Genomic DNA, 13,695 nt, shown 5'->3' with positions numbered 1-13,695 from the left:
TCGCTTGACGATGTCAACAGGTCTTCAACAATTTAACTGTTAATAACTTGATTATATTGTTAATAGTGCCAAAAAAAACCGAAGCTAAAACTTCAGTTTTTTTTAGTTTCCTATGTTTAGTGGATTTAGTCTTTATAGACTCCCATAGCATCGTATTTTTCCATACGTTGGTTCACTAAATCTTTTGGTGATAAGTTTTTAAGCTCTTCATACGATTTAATAATAGCGTCTTTCACTGCTGAAAATGCTTTATCTCTATCTGTGTGCGCACCACCAAGTGGTTCTTTAATAATGGAATCTACAAGCTTCATGCGTTTCATATCTTTTGCAGTAAGTTTTAAAGCTTCTGCAGCTTGTTCTTTATATTCCCAGCTTCTCCATAATATTGAAGAACAAGACTCTGGTGAAATCACAGAATACCATGTATTCTCTAGCATCATAACCCGATCTCCTACTCCAATACCTAAGGCTCCACCTGAAGCACCTTCACCAATTATAATAGTAATAATTGGGACTTTAAGACGTGCCATTTCTAGAATATTTCTTGCAATAGCTTCACCTTGTCCGCGTTCTTCAGCTTCTAACCCTGGATACGCACCTGGAGTATCGATTAAAGTCACTACAGGAATTCCGAATTTCTCAGCAGATTTCATAAGACGTAATGCCTTCCGATACCCTTCTGGATTAGACATTCCGAAATTACGATACTGTCTTGTTTTAGTATTAAATCCTTTTTGTTGACCAATAAACATATACGATTGGTCCCCTATTTTACCCAAACCACCAATCATCGCTTTATCATCCTTTACATTTCTATCTCCATGTAATTCTAAAAACGTATCACCACACAAGGCTTTAATATGATCTAAGGTATAAGGCCTGTTTGGATGACGCGACAATTGTACACGCTGCCAAGCCGAAAGGTTTTTATAAATATCTTTTTTAGTTTCAGCCAGTTTCTTTTCGATTTGTTTACAGGTTTCAGTGACATCTACATCGCTTTCTTTTCCTATAATTTCACACTTATCTAGCTGATCCTCTAATTCTTTTATTGGTAATTCAAACTCTAAATATTCCATACAATTTGAAGTTAGTTTTGTTTTGTTAGTTTAGTTCGGTGCAAACCTACGTATTCTTATTTCTATTTTATAAAAAATATATAAAAAAGTAGGTACACATTATTCAGTTTACAAAAATAGAATTTATTAAAGGAACTATGAAAACTTTAAGTGTTAATACTATTTTGATTTACGCCGTCGTCTTTGATAGTTCTTAAAAACTGCATCAAATAAAACAGTTCCTAGTACAAGTATAGCACCAAAATAGAACTGTGGTGACATTTTCTCGGCTTCAGGGAACAGCATCAAAGCGATAGCAATTCCATAGACGGGCTCAAGATTATAACTCAAAATCACCGTAAATGGACTTATATAACGCATTACTTCTACTGAACCTATAAAGGCATATGCTGTACAGATTGAAGCTAAAATAAACAAGTATATCCAGTCTGAATTTGAAAGTGTGAAGAATTCTGCATTAAAGCTTTTTCCTGTTAAAAGAATAAATACAGTTAAGAAAAGTACTCCACTAACAAATTCATAAAAGGATATAACAGAAGCACTATGCCTCTCAATAAAGCGTCCATTGATTACCGCAAACAAAGTTGAAAAAAGCGCTGAAAATAGCCCTAAAATAATCCCGTTAATGTACCCCATTTCGCTGCTAGTAATTAAAATAACACCGAGAATAACGACAAGTCCAAAGACAATTTCATATCCTAAAATACGCCGTTTAAAAAAAATGGGCTCTATAAACGACGCGAAAAATGCACCAGAAGAAAACATCGCTAATGCTATAGAAACGTTGGCTTGATTTATGGCTTCAAAAAAGGTGATCCAATGTAATGCAATAATAACACCTGCTGCAGAAAACTGCCAAAATGTTTTAATCGTAATTTTTAAATTTACTCTTGCTATTTTAATGTAAACAAACATTAATATTCCAGCCATAGCCATTCTATACCACACCAATTCTAAGGCACCAATGGTAATAAGTTCCCCCAAAATTGCTGTAAAGCCAGCAATTACAACAAGAAAATGCAAATGAAGGTAGTCTTTTAGTCTAGCGTTTGGCATTCCTCAGCAGGTATATAGCTAAAATACCAAATATTACATTAGGAAACCAAACTGCTACGATAGCAGGGAAGTTAGACTGTTCGGCCATGACACCAAAAACCTTATCAAAGAAAACATATATCATTGCAATGGCAATACCAAAAGCTAAATTCACTCCCATACCTCCTCTACGTTTAATAGAGGACACAGCCACAGCAATTATCGTTAGAATAAATATTGATACAGGAAGACTCCACTTTTTTAATTTAACCACTTCATAACGACCAATATTAGGTGAACCCCTTCGCTTTTCTGCAGCAATAAAATCGAGGAGTTCTCCATAAGATTTTGTCTCTGCTGCATATTCTACAGGTGTTAAATCTTCAAGTTCAAATGGAAATTCTATTATTTTTTGAGTTTCTCTCTCTACCGTCTCAATACCATTATCAAATGACCGTTTTAAATATGTATTCAATTTATAAGCGCTATCCTTTTCTACAAAACTAATTCTATCCGCAAATATTTTATATTTTAACTCATTGCCTTCAAAGTGTTCGTAAGTAAAGTTTAAGCCCGATTTCGTTTTAGGTATAAAATTACTCACATAAATGTAATCGTGATCATTAACTTGCTGATATACATCTTTAGTTTGTTGGACCGATTTATTCTTTTTTAAGTACTTAAATTTAAACTCATTAAAACCTTGACTTGCTATTGGAGCTAAGTACATCCCTAAAATTAATGCAAATCCGGCTACAATAGAAGCTCCTATCATATAAGGTCTTAAAAACCTTGAAAAGGAAACCCCTGAACTTAAAAAAGCGACGATTTCTGTATTATTAGCTAATTTGGAGGTGAACCAAATAACCGATAGAAATAAAAATAAAGGAAATAGAAGGTTAGCAAAATACACTGTAAAATCTAAATAATAATATGCCACTTCACCTAAAGGCACGTCATTTTCTATCATTTTACCTACTTTTTCGGCCAAATCTACTGTGATTCCAATAGGAACAAACAGCAACAACATCATAAGAAATGTAAGCAAATACCGTTTTAATATGTACCAATCTAGGATTTTCAAGTCTCTTCTTTAATTGTTTAGTTATTTAATAGAACTGAGTATTAAATCCAGTTTCAAAATCTATTTTTATAAACGGTTATCCATTTGTTTTACCATTTTATCTTTCCAAGTTCTAAAATCGCCTGCTATAATATGTTTTCTGGCTTCTCTAGTCAGCCAAAGGTAAAAACCTAAATTATGGATGGTTGCAATTTGCTTACCTAATAATTCGTTAACAGTAAATAAATGTCTTAAATACGCCTTACTATATTCTGTATCAACAAAAGTAATGCCCATCTCATCTACAGGAGAAAAATCATTAGCCCATTTTAGATTTTTGATATTAATAGAGCCGTGAGCTGTAAATAACATACCGTTTCTTGCATTCCGCGTTGGCATTACACAATCAAACATATCTACACCTAACGCTATATTTTCTAATATATTGATTGGTGTCCCAACCCCCATTAAATATCGAGGTTTGTCTTCTGGAAGAATATTACATACAATATCTGTCATTGCATACATTTCTTCTGCCGGCTCACCAACGGAAAGTCCACCAATAGCATTCCCTTCAGCACCAGCATTTGCAATATATTCTGCAGATTGCTCTCTTAAATCTTTATAACAACTTCCTTGAACAATCGGAAAAAATGTTTGTTCATAATCGTATTTAAAAGGTGTCTTTTTTAGATGCGTTAAACAACGCTCTAACCAACGATGCGTCATGTGCATCGAGCGTTTAGCGTAGTTATAATCACATGGATAAGGTGTACACTCATCAAAAGCCATAATAATATCAGCACCAATGCTGCGCTGTACTTCCATCACATTTTCTGGAGTAAACACATGGTAACTGCCATCTATATGCGATTTAAACTTAACACCTTCCTCTTTAATCTTTCTATTTGAAGACATAGAATACACTTGGTAACCCCCAGAATCTGTTAAGATATTTCGGTCCCAATTCATAAATTTATGTAAGCCTCCAGCTTGTTCTAGAATTGGTGTTTGAGGTCTTAAATAAAGATGATATGTGTTTCCTAGAATAATATCTGGATTAATATCATTTTTTAACTCTCTTTGGTGCACTCCCTTTACAGAAGCCACAGTACCAACTGGCATAAAAATAGGAGTTTCTATAGTTCCATGATCCGTTGTTATTGAACCTGCTCTTGCCTTGCTTTGTGTATCTTTTGCTACTCTTTGAAATTTCATGTGTTTGTACTTATTGTTTTTCAGAAGACACATGTTGTACGCTATTAATCTTAATTAATTTTAGCATGTTCGTCTCATGAATTGTAAGTCAGACGGCAAATATAAATAACTCTATAGTAATCCCTCTTAAATTAAATTTAAAAAAACAATCTTCTAATAATTTGCTATTACTTATAAGTATTTCCCTCAATTGTTAGCAAATTACACAATTCGTTAATAAGTGCTCCTTTTCAACTTTTGAAAACCCTTAGTAAAAAGTTACTTTTGTAACATAAAACTTAAGCAATATAACATGCCAAACATTAAAGAATTAACTGATTTAACTACTCAAGTTCGTAGAGACATTATACGAATGGTACACAAGGTAAACTCTGGTCATCCTGGCGGATCATTAGGCTGTGCCGAATTTTTTGTTTCTCTGTACCAAGAGCTCATGGAAAGAAAAGACGGTTTTGACATGGACGGAATTGGAGAAGATTTATTTTTTCTTTCAAACGGACATATTTCTCCTGTATACTATAGTGTATTGGCAAGATCTGGATATTTTCCGGTTGAAGAGCTCAACACATTTAGATTAATAAATACGCGTTTACAGGGCCACCCAACGACACACGAAGGGTTACCAGGTATCCGAATCGCTTCAGGTTCTTTAGGTCAAGGTATGTCTGTTGCACTAGGTGCCGCACAAGCCAAGAAACTAAATAATGACGATCATTTAGTATATAGTCTTCATGGTGATGGAGAACTTCAAGAAGGTCAAAACTGGGAAGCTATTATGTATGCTTCTGCTAAAAAAGTAGATAATCTAATTTCAACTATAGATTTAAACCAGCAACAAATTGATGGTTCTACAGACGATGTATTACCAATGGGAAGTCTAAGAGCAAAATTTGAAGCTTTTGGTTGGACAGTTATAGATATTGAAAAAGGTAACGACCTTGAATCTATTATAAAAGGCATGAAAGAGGCTAAATCTTTAACAGGAAAAGGAAAACCCGTTTGTGTTTTATTACACACAGTTATGGGTAATGGCATTGATTTTATGATGCACACACATGCTTGGCATGGTAAAGCACCAAACGATGAACAACTAAATGAAGGTTTATCACAAAATCCTGAAACTTTAGGAGATTACTAAAAAAAGTCTAATTAAACAGATACCCATTTTTATGGGCATTATTATGAAAACATACACATATACAGAAAAGAAAGATACAAGAAGTGGATTTGGAGCGGGTTTAGCAGAACTTGGCAGAACAAATCCTAATGTCGTAGCCTTGTGTGCTGACTTAATTGGATCTTTAAAAATGGACGAATTCATTAAAGAAAATCCAGAGCGCTTTTTCCAAATTGGAATCGCAGAAGCTAATATGATTGGAATCGCAGCTGGTTTAACCATTGGTGGAAAAATACCTTTTACAGGAACATTTGCTAACTTCTCTACAGGGAGAGTTTATGATCAGATTCGTCAATCTGTGGCTTACTCTGGTAAAAACGTAAAGATTTGTGCTTCTCACGCTGGTTTAACTTTAGGTGAGGATGGAGCTACACATCAAATCTTAGAAGATATCGGATTAATGAAAATGCTACCAGGAATGGTCGTTATTAATCCATGTGATTACAACCAGACAAAAGCAGCAACTATTGCCATTGCAGATTATGATGGTCCTGTATATTTAAGATTTGGTCGTCCTTCTGTTCCAATTTTCACACCTGCTGATCAGAAATTTGAAATAGGAAAAGCTATTAAATTTACTGAAGGTACAGATGTCACAATCGTTGCTACTGGTCATTTAGTTTGGGAGGCTCTTGAAGCATCTAAAGCATTGCACGAAGCTGGTATTTCTGCTGAAGTTATTAACATTCACACTATAAAACCTTTAGACGACAAAGCTATTTTAGAATCTGTTGCAAAAACAGGTTGTATTGTTACCGCAGAAGAACACAACCATCTTGGAGGTTTAGGGGAAAGTGTTGCTAGAGTCCTAGCTCAGCATCGTCCAACACCCCAAGAATTTGTAGCAACAAATGATACTTTTGGAGAATCTGGTACGCCAGCACAGCTTATGGATAAGTACGGATTAAATAGTGATGCGATTCAAAATGCTGTTAAAAAAGTAATGAAAAGAAAATAATTTTGATTTGGTATCGTTTTTGAAGCAAGTACCTAATCTTAAAAACGAACATTATGAAAAATTTTAAAAAAACAGTTATTGCGACTGTTGTTTTTGCTTTTGTTGGATTGTCAATAAATGCCCAAAACGGAAATTCCTTTGGAATTAAAGGTGGCTTAAATTATAGCGCTAACGGGGACTATTTTGAATCTGCTAGTGCTAATGCCAAAAATCCAGATCGTAACATCGGTTACCATATTGGTCTTTTTGGGAAAATAGGTAACAAATTATACCTGAAGCCTGAGCTCATTTATACAGCTACCAAAAGTGACTATAGTAGCGATGTCTTTTCTGTTAAGAAAATTGATGCGCCAGTACTTTTAGGAGTTAGAGTTTTAGGACCTGTAAGCGTTTTCGCAGGACCTTCATTTCAGTATATTTTAGATACAGAATTTGACGGTATTAATATCGATAATGTTGAAAACGATTTTTCTGTTGGATTAAATTTTGGAATCGGACTTAGCTTTAATAACATCGGAGTAGACCTAAGATACGAAAGAGGCTTTAATCATAACGAAGCCACTTTTATAGATACTAATTTAGGCACAGGTATTGTTAGTAGAATAGACACGAGACCAGATCAGTTAATATTAAGTTTATCTATTGCGCTTTAGACAAAGCTAAAAAAAGCAAATAAAAAGCCGCTCAAAAATTTTGAGCGGCTTTTCTTATTTTAAGAATTTAGTTTCGGATACTAAATCTCGTTGTAATTAATTGTAACAGTTGGATCTAAATAATCTGGCGTACCATCCTCATCAGAGTCTAAAATAGTTAAAGTCTTAATCGTAATAACGCCTCCAATATTAGCTCTGCTTACTTCAAATTCATTGGTACCAAGTATAGGCTCTAGTTCGTTATTATTAGTATCCACGATATATGTTGTAGGCATCAATTCATCTCTCGTTGATATATTATCATTATCATCATCAATATCTACAAAGTTTGGCACACCATCACCGTCTGTATCATCATTTGCGATATCTAAATCTCCTTCTAAATCTTCAAGGTAAGACGGTACTCCATCATTATCATGATCTTCTACTTCATACTGTAATAATTCAAATTTAAAAATAAGATTATCATAAGAAGTTCCTGTAGTACTGCTTGAGAAATAACTTAAACCAGAAGGCACAAACATAACACCAAGACCAAAATCTTGAAAATCGAAGTTACCTATTTCATCTATTTCATAATTAAATGCCGCATTAAATTCAGGCATTACAAGTTGCCATGCCTTTATAACACTAGTTGTTGAACCATTTGTTTGTAAATTAAAATTTACGGGGGTTACGCTAGAGTCAAAAGTTTCATTATCTCCTGATAAGGCGTTATTTAAAGATATCCCTTCATATCTTACACGAACTCTATCAACGAATGAAGGCGAACCACCACCACCTTGGTTAATGTTTAATACGTAATATTCATAATCTGCTTCTAAATAAGTTGTGTTACGTGTGTCAACAGCTGTCATTAATAATGTATGATTTTCTGGTACGGATTCCCCTTCTTCTAATGCTGTAATAACGATATCTGTATATTTATGATCCGAACCGGTTTCAAAAAAGCCTGAATTATAATAATGCGTAGATAAATATAGTATCAAAGAATCTTTGTCTTTAGCTTGCTGCTCAGTTCTATCTTCCTCTACAAAAGTAAATGAATCATCATCATCTTTTTTACAAGAAATAACAATAGCAGAGAACACCATTAATACGAGACTAAATTTTAAAATTTTAATTTTCATAGAAATTTATATTGAATGTATAAAACCACCACAGTTTATATACAAAGTTCATTATTGCTTATTTTTAACGCGCAAGATACAATAATATAATATTTTTGCACTACAAGATTAACGTAGTTTTTAGTTAAAAAGATATGCGAATTGATAAATATTTATGGTGTGTACGCTATTACAAAACACGAAGCATTGCAACAAAAGCATGTAAAAAAGGACAAGTAAAAGTTAACGGTGCGGCAGTAAAACCATCTAGGGAAGTATTTCCTACCGATAAAATAGAACTTAGAAAAGACCAAATCATTTATCAGCTTACTGTTAATGATTTACCTCAAAATCGTGTAGGAGCAAAATTAGTTGACCTATATAGAACAGACACCACCCCTAAATCTGCTTTTGAGGCACAAGAGCTCTTAAAATACAGTAAAGATTACTACAGAAAGAAAGGCACCGGACGACCTACTAAAAAGGATCGACGAGATATTGATGACTTTCATGAAGATGACGAAGAATAGGTCGAATACATTTTTTAAATAATACGGTTATATGAATAAAATAGATCAAGAATATTGGGAAGAACGCTACGCGACTCATAAGACCGGTTGGAATGTTGGCTATACATCTCCTCCGTTAAAAACTTATTTTGATCAACTTAAAGATAAGACTGTAAAAATTTTAATTCCAGGTGCAGGAAATAGTTACGAAGCTGAATATTTATGGAATAATGGTTTCAAAAACCTATACATCTTAGATTTTGCTCAACAGCCTCTAAATAATTTTAAAAAACGTATTCCCGAATTCCCTGAAGCACAACTTCTAAAAACTGACTTCTTTGAATGGTATGACAGTTATGAGTATATTTTTGAACAAACCTTTTTTTGCGCTCTAGATCCGAGCTTAAGAGAACCCTATGTTGAAAAAATGTATCAGTTGTTAAAAAACCGAGGGAAGCTTGTTGGTTTATTCTTTAATTTTGAATTAACTGAAAATGGACCACCGTTTGGCGGGAGTCTTTCAGAATATAAATCGCTTTTCGAACACAAGTTTCATCTTAAAGTTTTAGAACCATCAATTAATTCGATAAAAGAAAGACAAGGTAATGAACTGTTTTTTATCTTTGAAAAAAAGAGCTAATGGCACTTACTAAAAATACAATTTTAAGTCATAAAGAAATTGAGCATAAAATAAAACGCATTGCGTATCAAATATACGAAAGCAATGTGAATGAAACTGAGCTCATTATTGCAGGCATAGAAAGCAACGGCTATCTTCTTGCGAAAAAAATAAAATCTCATTTAGATAAAATTTCTACTATTGAATCTACCTTATGCAAGGTAATGATCAATAAATTAGAACCAACAGCTCCGATTAAAACCTCGATACCAAAAGAAGACTACACTAATAAATCTATTATACTTATTGACGACGTCCTTAATTCTGGAAGTACATTAATCTATGGTATTAAACACTTTTTAGATGTACCTCTAAAACAGTTTAAAACCGCAGTTTTAGTGAATCGAAATCATAAGAAATACCCTGTTAAGGCAGATTTTAAAGGCATCTCCCTTTCAACCTCTTTATTTGAGCATGTACATGTTAACTTATCTAAACAACCTTACGAAGCCTATTTAGACTAAATGTCCTACAAGTTCTTCTAAAATATCTTGTTTCGTTTTATGATCTGTGTTAAGTGTAATATGGGATCTACTATAATATTGATTACGCTCAAATAAGTGTTTACCAATGAATTCTAATAGTTCAGTCTCAGAATTTAAATGACTTATTAAAGGGCGTTGTTCTCGTTCTGTGAATAAACGTTTCGATAAAAGCGGTATCGACAGCTTTAAATAAAAACTAGTCACATTCGCATTGTTAATTATTAAATCCATGTTTTTACCATAACAAGGTGTACCACCGCCTAAAGCTAAAACACTATTTTCAGAAGAATTTAAAACTTCATTTAAGTATTCAGTTTCCTTTTTTCTAAAATAAATTTCCCCTTTTGATTCGAATATTTCAGAAACTGACCTTTTTTCCTTGTCAGAAATGTAATCATCTAAATCTAAAAAATTGTACTCCAGAGCTGTAGCTAATTCCTTACCAATGGTCGATTTTCCTGACCCCATATATCCTATTAAAACTATAATCATAGCACTTATAAATTGATTATTAAACCCATAGGTTTGTTCACAACAAAAAAACGAAAAAAAATTAAAAAAAGTGTTGTTAAATTAAAGAAAGCTTATATATTTGCACCCTCGTTAGAGAAAAGCATATAAGACCAGTTAGCTCAGTTGGCAGAGCATCTCCCTTTTAAGGAGAGGGTCCTGGGTTCGAGCCCCAGACTGGTCACTAAAAAAGTTAAGCATTGCGCTTAACTTTTTTTTTGCTTAAAACTGAACTTATATTCCTAAAAGTATACAGTTATCGAAAACAGCAACTTTATAAATAAAAAACATTTCTTTAGGTAAATGAAGACCTAAAACTAGTAACTCACTACAAAACAAAACGATAGAATAAAATAAAAGTTCTATTTCTTATTTATAATATCCTAATTTAAAAAAAAATTAATTTTTTTTCAATTCTAGTCTTTGTATTTGCATAAAGGTTTTATATTTGCACCCTCGTTAGAAAAAAACATAACGACCAGTTAGCTCAGTTGGCAGAGCATCTCCCTTTTAAGGAGAGGGTCCTGGGTTCGAGCCCCAGACTGGTCACTGAAAAAAAGTTAAGCATAACGCTTAACTTTTTTTTATATTTACTTCATTATTTTGCGCACGTGGCGGAATTGGTAGACGCGCCAGCTTGAGGGGTTGGTGGACATTAGTCCGTGGAAGTTCGAATCTTCTCGTGCGCACAATTACTTAAAATCTCACTTCTATTCTTTCTCCATAATTAAACCTCTTGTAAATTTCATTTCTTATTCCAATTCTTTTTTTTCATATTTTTTGTTAATTCTAAACGTCGTATTAGTATAAACCTTATTTTTGTTTAAACATTTTTAAAAATAAATGAACAATATTAAAGATAGGTTTAGCATAAAAGATCTAGAAAACCTTACTGGAATTAAAGCTCACACTATTAGAATTTGGGAAAAACGCTATAACCTATTAGAGCCAAAACGTACTGAAACTAATATAAGATATTACGATTTAGAAAGTTTTCAGAAACTACTTAACGTTAGCTACCTTAACAATAATGGTTATAAGATTTCTAAGATTGCTACAATTGAATCACAGCAGATTCCTCAATTAGTTAGAGAAATCGCAACTGAGACCAATATAGAAAGTCATGCTATCAATGCCTTTAAGCTATCCATGTTAAATTTTGATCAAGCATTATTTTACAAAACCTATGATTCTCTCTATAACGAAAAATCTTTTGAAGACATATTCTACGATATATTCATTCCGCTTTTAACAGAAATAGGATTATTATGGCAAACAAACACCATTACACCAGCACACGAACACTTTGTTTCGACCTTAATCCGTCAAAAAATACTCATTAGCACCGAGAAATTACAATCGCAACAAATTATTAAATCCAATAAGACCTTTGTTCTTTATTTACCAGATAACGAAATACACGAACTTGGTTTAATGTTCATCAATCACGAAATTGTTCGACTTGGTTACAGATCTATCTTTTTAGGCCAAAGTATTCCCATTACAAGTTTATTAGAACTGAAAAATTACTATGACAATATTATTTTTGTATCTTATTTCACTATAAAACCAGAAAAAGAAAACCTTTTAAATTACCTTAATGAGTTTAGTGATCTTATTTTAAAATCATCAAATACTAATTTATGGATGTTAGGTAGAATGCTCAATTCACTTGAGAGTGATCTCATACCAAATAATATGAGAGTATTTAATACTATAAAATCATTAACTAAGGAATTACAAACTAATGCGTAAAACGATCTCCATTATAGGTTCTGGGTTTTCTGCTCTATCAGCATCTTGCTATTTAGCTAAAGCTGGGCATAGCGTCTCTATTTACGAAAAAAATGATACTGTAGGTGGGAGAGCTCGACAATTCAAAAAGGATGGTTTTACTTTTGATATTGGTCCTAGTTGGTATTGGATGCCAGATATTTTTGATAAATTCTTTAATGATTTCGGAAAAAGTACTAGCGATTACTATCACCTAGATAAATTGAGTCCTGCTTATAAAATATTCTTTTCAGATGATGTTATCACCATTGGTGACCATATGGATCAAATATGTGAAGAATTTGAACGTATTGAACCAGGAAGCTCAGTTCCGCTTCGTACATTTATATCAAGAGCACAAGATCATTATAATATTGCCATTAATAAAGTGGTTTTAAAACCTGGACTTTCACCTTTTGAATTGGTAACAAAGGATACTATTACACGAGTCGACCGATTTTTTAGAACCATAAGTTCCGATATCCGTAAAAACTTTAAAAACCCTAAACTAATTTCAACTTTAGAATTTCCTGTTCTGTTTTTAGGTGCTAAACCAAATCAAACACCTTCTTTTTATAGTTTTATGAATTTCGCTGATTTTGGATTAGGTACATGGCACCCTAAAGGAGGCATGTATGAGATCGTTAATGCTATGAAAAGCTTAGCAGAAAGTCTAGGTGTAACTATACGTACCAATTGTAATGTTGAAAAGATAAATGTTGAGCACAAGAAAGCGAAAAGCATCACTGTAAACGGTAAATCTATTCACTCTGACATTATTTTAAGTGGTGCTGATTACCACCATTCTGAAACACTCTTAGACGAAAATTATAGACAATACAGTGAGTCGTATTGGGAAAGTAAAACATTCGCACCTTCCTCTCTACTCTTTTATGTTGGCTTTAATCAAAAATTAAAGAATGTAGAACATCACAATTTATTTTTTGATACGGATTTTGAGAATCACGCAGAAGAAATTTACGATAATCCGAAGTGGCCTAAAAATCCATTATTTTATGTTAACTTTCCTTCTGTAACTGACACTAGTATGGCACCTGATGATTGTGAAACTGGATTTTTCTTAATTCCAATCGCTCCAGGGCTTGAAGACACACCAGAATTACGACGATATTATTTTGACCTTATAATAAATCGCTTTGAACTCAGAACAGGACAAAATGTGAAAGCACAAATACTTTTTAAAGAATCGTATTGTGTTAATGATTTTATTGAAGATTACAACTCTTATAAAGGCAATGCATACGGTATGGCAAATACTTTAATGCAAACCGCTTTTTTAAGACCAAAATTAAAAAGCAAAAAAGTAAATGGACTCTATTTCACAGGACAACTGACTGTTCCTGGACCCGGAGTTCCACCTGCTTTGATTTCAGGAAAGCTCGTTGCAGAACTGATTCAAAAAAATGAAGTTTAACAACTAAGAACA

The 13,695-nt window shown here is 33.2% G+C and carries 14 protein-coding genes and 3 tRNA genes; 11 read left to right on the top strand and 6 right to left on the bottom strand.

Translation table 11 applies throughout. From position 1 onward, the window contains the following. Window positions 1–125: 125 nt before the first annotated feature. From HM986_RS08730 to tgt, 4 genes are all read right to left on the bottom strand, one after another. Window positions 126–1,079: an acetyl-CoA carboxylase carboxyltransferase subunit alpha gene (locus HM986_RS08730; RefSeq protein WP_115809681.1), complete on the bottom strand. Its 954-nt coding sequence runs from the start codon at window positions 1,077–1,079 to the stop codon at window positions 126–128. A gap of 159 nt (window positions 1,080–1,238) precedes the next feature. Beyond that, a complete protein-coding gene (locus tag HM986_RS08725) occupies window positions 1,239–2,135 on the bottom strand; it encodes a DMT family transporter (RefSeq protein WP_179334694.1) in 897 nt (298 codons plus the stop codon). Further along, window positions 2,122–3,198 (bottom strand): LptF/LptG family permease, encoded by a 1,077-nt coding sequence (locus tag HM986_RS08720; RefSeq protein WP_179334693.1) that lies wholly within the window; start codon window positions 3,196–3,198, stop codon window positions 2,122–2,124. The genes HM986_RS08725 and HM986_RS08720 overlap by 14 nt, the downstream gene beginning before the upstream one ends. 66 nt (window positions 3,199–3,264) lie before the next feature. Then, window positions 3,265–4,395, bottom strand: coding sequence for a tRNA guanosine(34) transglycosylase Tgt (gene tgt / locus HM986_RS08715; RefSeq protein ID WP_179334692.1), 1,131 nt, complete (start codon window positions 4,393–4,395; stop codon window positions 3,265–3,267). A gap of 292 nt (window positions 4,396–4,687) precedes the next feature. On the opposite strand from tgt, the gene HM986_RS08710 reads away from it, so the two are divergent. From HM986_RS08710 to HM986_RS08700, 3 genes are read left to right on the top strand one after another with little or no spacing between them, the layout of a single operon-like run. Then, window positions 4,688–5,533, top strand: coding sequence for a transketolase (locus HM986_RS08710; RefSeq protein ID WP_179334691.1), 846 nt, complete (start codon window positions 4,688–4,690; stop codon window positions 5,531–5,533). A gap of 43 nt (window positions 5,534–5,576) precedes the next feature. Further along, on the top strand, window positions 5,577–6,530 hold the full coding sequence (locus HM986_RS08705; protein WP_179334690.1) for a transketolase family protein: 954 nt from the start codon (window positions 5,577–5,579) through the stop codon (window positions 6,528–6,530). A 53-nt stretch (window positions 6,531–6,583) separates the two neighbouring features. Continuing rightward, window positions 6,584–7,183 (top strand): outer membrane beta-barrel protein, encoded by a 600-nt coding sequence (locus tag HM986_RS08700; protein ID WP_179334689.1) that lies wholly within the window; start codon window positions 6,584–6,586, stop codon window positions 7,181–7,183. Between the two features lie 80 nt (window positions 7,184–7,263). Here the strand turns inward: HM986_RS08700 and HM986_RS08695 are convergent, their stop codons facing one another. Next, window positions 7,264–8,313: an FKBP-type peptidyl-prolyl cis-trans isomerase gene (locus HM986_RS08695; protein ID WP_179334688.1), complete on the bottom strand. Its 1,050-nt coding sequence runs from the start codon at window positions 8,311–8,313 to the stop codon at window positions 7,264–7,266. A 134-nt stretch (window positions 8,314–8,447) separates the two neighbouring features. Here HM986_RS08695 and HM986_RS08690 point away from each other — a divergent pair, with 134 nt between their 5' ends. The 3 genes from HM986_RS08690 to HM986_RS08680 are packed head-to-tail and all read left to right on the top strand — an operon-like array spanning window position 8,448 to window position 9,944. Next, a complete protein-coding gene (locus tag HM986_RS08690; RefSeq protein ID WP_179334687.1) occupies window positions 8,448–8,822 on the top strand; it encodes an RNA-binding S4 domain-containing protein in 375 nt (124 codons plus the stop codon). A 31-nt stretch (window positions 8,823–8,853) separates the two neighbouring features. Further along, a complete protein-coding gene (locus tag HM986_RS08685; RefSeq protein ID WP_179334686.1) occupies window positions 8,854–9,441 on the top strand; it encodes a class I SAM-dependent methyltransferase in 588 nt (195 codons plus the stop codon). Beyond that, window positions 9,441–9,944 carry a phosphoribosyltransferase family protein gene (locus HM986_RS08680; protein WP_179334685.1) on the top strand — a complete coding sequence of 168 codons (504 nt, stop codon included), beginning with the start codon at window positions 9,441–9,443 and terminating at the stop codon, window positions 9,942–9,944. The genes HM986_RS08685 and HM986_RS08680 overlap by 1 nt, the downstream gene beginning before the upstream one ends. Here HM986_RS08680 and HM986_RS08675 read toward each other — a convergent pair. After that, window positions 9,936–10,457, bottom strand: a complete 522-nt coding sequence (locus HM986_RS08675) for a shikimate kinase (protein WP_179334684.1) — start codon at window positions 10,455–10,457, stop codon at window positions 9,936–9,938. The genes HM986_RS08680 and HM986_RS08675 overlap by 9 nt on opposite strands. A gap of 129 nt (window positions 10,458–10,586) precedes the next feature. Here HM986_RS08675 and HM986_RS08670 point away from each other — a divergent pair. The 5 genes from HM986_RS08670 to HM986_RS08650 all read left to right on the top strand — a co-directional run bounded on the left by HM986_RS08670 (window position 10,587) and on the right by HM986_RS08650 (window position 13,683). Then, a tRNA-Lys gene (locus tag HM986_RS08670) sits at window positions 10,587–10,659 on the top strand. Window positions 10,660–10,951: 292 nt separating this feature from the next. Next, window positions 10,952–11,024: transfer RNA gene (locus HM986_RS08665), tRNA-Lys, on the top strand. Window positions 11,025–11,080: 56 nt separating this feature from the next. Next, window positions 11,081–11,164, top strand: a tRNA-Leu gene (locus HM986_RS08660). 154 nt (window positions 11,165–11,318) lie between these two features. Continuing rightward, complete coding sequence (locus tag HM986_RS08655) at window positions 11,319–12,230, top strand: MerR family transcriptional regulator (RefSeq protein ID WP_179334683.1); 912 nt, start codon at window positions 11,319–11,321, stop codon at window positions 12,228–12,230. Then, the gene (locus HM986_RS08650; protein ID WP_179334682.1) at window positions 12,223–13,683 is read left to right on the top strand and encodes a phytoene desaturase family protein; all 1,461 of its coding nucleotides are present in this window, start codon (window positions 12,223–12,225) and stop codon (window positions 13,681–13,683) included. Before HM986_RS08655 ends, HM986_RS08650 begins: the two co-directional genes overlap by 8 nt. Window positions 13,684–13,695 lie beyond the last annotated feature (12 nt).

The sequence above is a fragment of the Winogradskyella costae genome, assembly GCF_013403865.1.
Taxonomy (GTDB): Bacteria; Bacteroidota; Bacteroidia; order Flavobacteriales; family Flavobacteriaceae; genus Winogradskyella; species Winogradskyella costae.
The sequence above is the reverse complement of the archived record's forward strand: the minus strand, read 5'-3'. Positions and strand labels throughout refer to the sequence as shown.

What these genes read in the sequence shown, in the direction of transcription:
- HM986_RS08730 (WP_115809681.1), bottom strand. Translation starts at nt 1,079, where the DNA reads ATGGAATATTTAGAGTTTGAATTACCAATAAAAGAATTAGAGGATCAG.
- HM986_RS08725 (WP_179334694.1), bottom strand. Translation starts at nt 2,135, where the DNA reads ATGCCAAACGCTAGACTAAAAGACTACCTTCATTTGCATTTTCTTGTT.
- tgt (WP_179334692.1), bottom strand. Translation starts at nt 4,395, where the DNA reads ATGAAATTTCAAAGAGTAGCAAAAGATACACAAAGCAAGGCAAGAGCA.
- HM986_RS08710 (WP_179334691.1), top strand. Translation starts at nt 4,688, where the DNA reads ATGCCAAACATTAAAGAATTAACTGATTTAACTACTCAAGTTCGTAGA.
- HM986_RS08705 (WP_179334690.1), top strand. Translation starts at nt 5,577, where the DNA reads ATGAAAACATACACATATACAGAAAAGAAAGATACAAGAAGTGGATTT.
- HM986_RS08700 (WP_179334689.1), top strand. Translation starts at nt 6,584, where the DNA reads ATGAAAAATTTTAAAAAAACAGTTATTGCGACTGTTGTTTTTGCTTTT.
- HM986_RS08695 (WP_179334688.1), bottom strand. Translation starts at nt 8,313, where the DNA reads ATGAAAATTAAAATTTTAAAATTTAGTCTCGTATTAATGGTGTTCTCT.
- HM986_RS08690 (WP_179334687.1), top strand. Translation starts at nt 8,448, where the DNA reads ATGCGAATTGATAAATATTTATGGTGTGTACGCTATTACAAAACACGA.
- HM986_RS08685 (WP_179334686.1), top strand. Translation starts at nt 8,854, where the DNA reads ATGAATAAAATAGATCAAGAATATTGGGAAGAACGCTACGCGACTCAT.
- HM986_RS08680 (WP_179334685.1), top strand. Translation starts at nt 9,441, where the DNA reads ATGGCACTTACTAAAAATACAATTTTAAGTCATAAAGAAATTGAGCAT.
- HM986_RS08675 (WP_179334684.1), bottom strand. Translation starts at nt 10,457, where the DNA reads ATGATTATAGTTTTAATAGGATATATGGGGTCAGGAAAATCGACCATT.
- HM986_RS08655 (WP_179334683.1), top strand. Translation starts at nt 11,319, where the DNA reads ATGAACAATATTAAAGATAGGTTTAGCATAAAAGATCTAGAAAACCTT.
- HM986_RS08650 (WP_179334682.1), top strand. Translation starts at nt 12,223, where the DNA reads ATGCGTAAAACGATCTCCATTATAGGTTCTGGGTTTTCTGCTCTATCA.